This is a genomic window from Komagataeibacter xylinus (assembly GCF_004302915.1).
Lineage (GTDB): Bacteria > Pseudomonadota > Alphaproteobacteria > Acetobacterales > Acetobacteraceae > Komagataeibacter > Komagataeibacter xylinus_C.
Genome location: NZ_QQBI01000075.1, coordinates 1 through 4,662 on the forward strand (window position 1 = coordinate 1; position 4,662 = coordinate 4,662).

Genomic DNA, 4,662 nt, shown 5'->3' on the forward strand with positions numbered 1-4,662 from the left:
GAGGCCATCGTGTGGATGGTACGCTAAACAACGTTTGGCATGAACAATAAAGGAACGATCAGGCGGCACGAGCCTGTTTCGACAGATTGAGCGTCTTGCGGCCCGCAGAAGCTGCGGCTTTGTCCCAGAGGAAGTCTCCGGAAAAGGCGATGTGCTCCCATCCCACCGGGGAAGTATGCGCCAGCAGGTCCTCCGGGACGACCGCCGATGTTGAGCGCAGATGTGTGACGGCGGTTTGCAGATAGACTGTATTCCAGTAGACGATCGCCGCGATGACGAGATTGAGGCCCGACGCCCGGTATTGCTGGGCTTCATGGCTGCGGTCGATGATCCGTCCCTGGCGGAAGGTATGGATTGCCTGGGTCAGCACATGCCGCTGCTCGCTGTTGTTGAGCCCTGCCTGACATCTCTGCCGCAGATCAGGGGTTTCGAGCCAGTCGAGCATGAACAGAGTGCGCTCGATCTTGCCGATTTCCTGGAGTGCGACGTCGAGCCGATTCTGGCGCTCATAGGCAGCAAGCTTGCGCAACATCCTGGAGGGCGCGACATGCCCGGCCTTGATTGATCCGACAAGCCGCAGCACGTCCTCCCATTGTTCCCGAATGATGTCGGTGCGGATGGTTTTGCCAAGCAGCGGGCTGATGGAGGGATAGGAACTGGCCGGTGCGATGGACGCCAGGCGTCTATCCGGAAAGTCGCGCAGGCGTGGGCAAAAGCGAAAACCCAACAGGGCGCAGAGCGCGAAGACATGGTCGGTGGCACCACCCGTGTCGGTATAATGCTCGGTGATTTTAAGCCCCGTTCCATGATTGGTCAGGCCGTCGAGCACGTATGGCGCTTCGTGTGTCGCAGCCGAGATGACCTTCACATGGTATGGGGCGCGCTGATCAGACACATGCGTGTAAAAGCTGAACCCATGGTCGACGCCATAGCGGGCATTGACGTCTCCGCCTGAGGCACCGCGCTTGGCCCCGCGAAAGAACTGTCCATCGGAGCTTGAACTCGAACCCTCACCCCAGATGCGGGAAAATGGCAGACGATGGTGAGAGTCGATGAGGATAGCCAGCGCCTTGCGGTAATTTTCGTCGCGGACGTAAGCGTCGTGGGTCCAGAAGAGCTGATCACGGGTAACGCCGTGACTCGCGGCAGCCATGCGTGACAGCCCCAGATTGGTAGCGTCCGCCAGAATGGCAGCAAGCAACGCGTTCTCGTGGGGGCAGGCTTCGCCCGTGCGCAGGTTGGTAAAGGCGTTCAAAAAACCGGTGGCCTGCGCCACCTCGTGCAGCAGCTCCGTGATGCGGATTGGCGGCATCAGGGCGTTGAGCTGTTGCGCCAGGTCTTCCGCCTTGGGAGGCGTTGTTGCGCGTATCGGCGATATCTGGAGGTGCCCGTCTCGGAATCGTACGCCTTGCAAAGCGTCGCGTTTCAGGCTTTGCGCAAACTTCTTCAGGCGTTTATCCAATTCGCGAGCGCGCTGATCCAGCCATTCATCCGCCGACAGGGGAAGGTCAAGTTCGGCAATGAACGGTTTTGCCTGCTCCGTACTGAGCATGTAGCTGTCGAAGCGACGATAATTGGCCGACCGCTCGATCCACACATCACCGGAACGCAGCTTGTTGCGCAAATGCGCGAGCGTCGCGATTTCCCACAGACGCCGGTTGGGCTTGTCATCCTGATCGATAACGATCTTCTGCCATTCCTTGCGAAACGGCATCGGTGCGTCGCCAGGTAAATCGCGTTTGCCTGCTCTGTTGAGATTCCGCAACAACGTGATCGCAGCCAAGGTCTTGGCGCCTCCTCTTCCTGCCTGGAATTCCAGCGTTTCCAGCAGATCGGGCGCGAATTTTCGAAGGGTAATATAACGCTCCGCAGCGGCTGTCAGAGGATCGAGGTCGGCAGTCCTGGCGATCGCCCCAACCTCTGACCTTGCTTTCAACAGGGTCGCCCATCCGACCGTGGCATCCAGAGTTTCCATAGGATCTCTGCCGTCGCTGGCCGCCTCGGCCAAGGCATCGATGGTCGCCTGAAACAGGCGCATCAGGCGTGCGACGTTCTTCGATGTTGCCGAAAAGCTGCGGGCCTTTGTGTTCCGTGCCCGGGTAAAGATGCTGCCGACCAGCTTGTCAGCCATGTCCAGGGCGCTGTCCGTCAGACGTTCCTCGGCATCGATCAGGAAAGCGACGAGCGTGGCGTAACGGCGTGATGGCGTGTAGCGCTCGATCATCGAGGCCGGAGATATCCGGCCTTCCCGGACGTATTGGTGAAAGCGGTCGATGTGAATGCGCTTGGCGACGACGGGATCAATCCCGATCTGTCGAACCGGTCTCAACAATTCCAGAATGCGCTTGATGTGATCCGGCTTGACGGCAACCGGTATGGTCTTGAGCGAGGCAAGTTGGCTGATGCTCCCTTCAGGCGTTGTGGCGAAAAGCCGATCCAGCGCCGTGACCTGATCGCCTGTGAGGCCCTGCGTTAACGCCTGCGCGGTCTTCCGTCGGGCCCGCGCCCGTCCCGCAATGCTGGCGCGTTCGATGGTTGAAATCGAAGGGAGTGCGATTTTGGCATGGCGTAGCGCGTCCATCACGGCCCGGACGATTACGATGCCGCTGTCCGTGGCCCAGGCTGCGTTTGCCGCAGCCTCGATCATGAACGGGATATCGACTCTCTGGGGCGCGCGCAGGCCAAGGATCGTCATCAGATCGCGGGCATGATCGGTCATCGTCTGCTCCCGCGCGGCGTAATCGGCGAGGTCGCTGCCGGAAAGCTCAAGTTGGTCTGCCACGAAGGCGACCAACGCGGATGGCGTCGATCCGACGTCCTGCACAAACTGAGCCAGTGTTGTTCCCGGGTGCCTGAGTAACGCCAGTTGCACGGCAACGCCCATCTGGGTGCGTCGCCTGCGCCGGGAACCGATGATATCCAGATCCGATGGCTCGAAAGTGTAAAGGCGGACCAGACTGTCCCGGTCTGTCGGGATGGCGAGCATCTGATCCCGTTCCTGGGCTGTCAGCAGGTGATGTTTGAGCCTGGTCACGCTGTCATTCCGTCCACAAAAGGTCAGTCTCGGCTATGGACAGCGGAGAGTAAAGAGACGCATTATGTGGACGGATATTGTCGATCCGGAATGGTCATTCACTCAGTGTCCACAGAACGGTCGTTTGGGAGACGGTGCCATGGGCGGCATTCTGGGATACGCGCGTGTCAGTACCGGTGATCAGGATGTGGCCGGGCAGCGTATGCGATTGGAAGAAGCCGGTACGATCCGTGTGTTCACCGATGTGATGTCGGGCAAGAGCATGGAGCGACCAGGACTGGACGAGCTGCTGGAATACGCACGCAAGGGCGATACGCTTGCGGTTGTGCGGCTCGACCGCCTCGGTCGTTCACTGGGAGAGTTGCTGACAACGGTGACCATGCTCCGCTCACGCGGAATAGCGTTGCTCAGCCTGGAGGAGAAAATCGACACTTCCTCCGCAGCCGGAGAGCTGATCTTCCACGTCTTCGGCGCCATTGCGCATTTTGAGCGGCGACTGATCTCAGAACGTACACGCGACGGGATTGCAGCGGCGAGAGCAAAGGGCAGGCTGCCGGGGCGGCAGCCGCTCGACAACGACAAGATCAGCGCGGCGCTAAAACTTATCGCGGCGAGCGTGTCGCCGACTGAAGCGGCGCGTCAGCTCGGGATCGGGCGATCGACTGTCTATCGCGAGATGAAGCGTCTTGGCGTCGCGCGGCCGACACCATCGGCTGTATCATGACAACAGACGATCAAGTGGTTCTCAGCGCGCGCGAGAAAGAAGCTCTACGTCTGCTTCTGGTCGGCCATGACGCGAAATCCATCGCCAATACGCTTGGTCTGTCGGTGCACACAATAAATGACCGCCTACGCGATGCGCGGCGCAAGCTGGGCGTTTCGAGCAGCCGTGAAGCTGCCCGACGTCTCGCCGAGATGGATGGGGGCACCCCAAATAATGTCGGCCCCAAAGAAATTGGGGGTGCCGAAGCAACTTCTTCGGTGGATAGAGCCAAAGAGCCAGCACCGCCACGATCGTCGGGGCATCGCCTGGCGTGGCTTACCGGAGGAATGCTTATCATGTCTCTTATCATTGCGGCCGCAGCGCTTTTGACCATCAGCGGGCAGGACGACGCCCGGGTTTCCGCCCAGAATATTTCGACAAGCATTGCCCGTCCTGCCGAAACAAAGGCATCGGCCGATGCCCGCAAATGGGTCGAATTGCTTGATGAAGGGCAGTGGGATGCAAGCTGGCAAGCCGCAGGCACACTGTTCAAGGCAAAGATCACCCCGGCGCAGTGAGCCACTACGATCCAGTCTGTACGACAACCGTTGGGACGCCCGTCATCACGCACTTTCCAAAGCGTGATGCAGACAAAAACGCTGCCGGGCGCGCCAGCGGGTGACTATCAGATCATTCAGTTCCAGACGCGTTTCGCTAACAAACCCAACGCGGTTGAAACCGTCGTACTTTCGCGTGAACAGGCATATTGGCGCGTTAGCGGATATTTCATCCGCTAACTTCCGTGCTGCTTGCCGTTGTTCAACAAAGAAACAGCGGCTTGCCCTCAGACAAGATCACGCTGCCCAGACGTTCTTCTACTGTTCATGCTAAACGTTGTTTAGCGTACTTTCCACACGATGGCCTC

The 4,662-nt window shown here is 59.4% G+C and carries 4 protein-coding genes; 3 read left to right on the forward strand and 1 reads right to left on the reverse strand.

Translation table 11 applies throughout. The features are described 5' to 3' along the window. Window positions 1–58 precede the first annotated feature (58 nt). On the reverse strand, window positions 59–3,034 hold the full coding sequence (locus tag DV027_RS16995; protein WP_130732966.1) for a Tn3 family transposase: 2,976 nt from the start codon (window positions 3,032–3,034) through the stop codon (window positions 59–61). A 139-nt stretch (window positions 3,035–3,173) separates the two neighbouring features. On the opposite strand from DV027_RS16995, the gene DV027_RS17000 reads away from it, so the two are divergent. Genes DV027_RS17000 through DV027_RS18000 form a run of 3 tightly spaced genes read left to right on the forward strand, consistent with a single transcriptional unit; the run spans window position 3,174 to window position 4,534 of the window. Continuing rightward, window positions 3,174–3,758, forward strand: coding sequence for a recombinase family protein (locus DV027_RS17000; RefSeq protein ID WP_010516174.1), 585 nt, complete (start codon window positions 3,174–3,176; stop codon window positions 3,756–3,758). Then, window positions 3,755–4,315 carry a helix-turn-helix domain-containing protein gene (locus DV027_RS17995; protein ID WP_242621992.1) on the forward strand — a complete coding sequence of 187 codons (561 nt, stop codon included), beginning with the start codon at window positions 3,755–3,757 and terminating at the stop codon, window positions 4,313–4,315. Before DV027_RS17000 ends, DV027_RS17995 begins: the two co-directional genes overlap by 4 nt. 9 nt (window positions 4,316–4,324) lie before the next feature. Beyond that, on the forward strand, window positions 4,325–4,534 hold the full coding sequence (locus tag DV027_RS18000; protein ID WP_275101017.1) for a DUF4019 domain-containing protein: 210 nt from the start codon (window positions 4,325–4,327) through the stop codon (window positions 4,532–4,534). Window positions 4,535–4,662 lie beyond the last annotated feature (128 nt).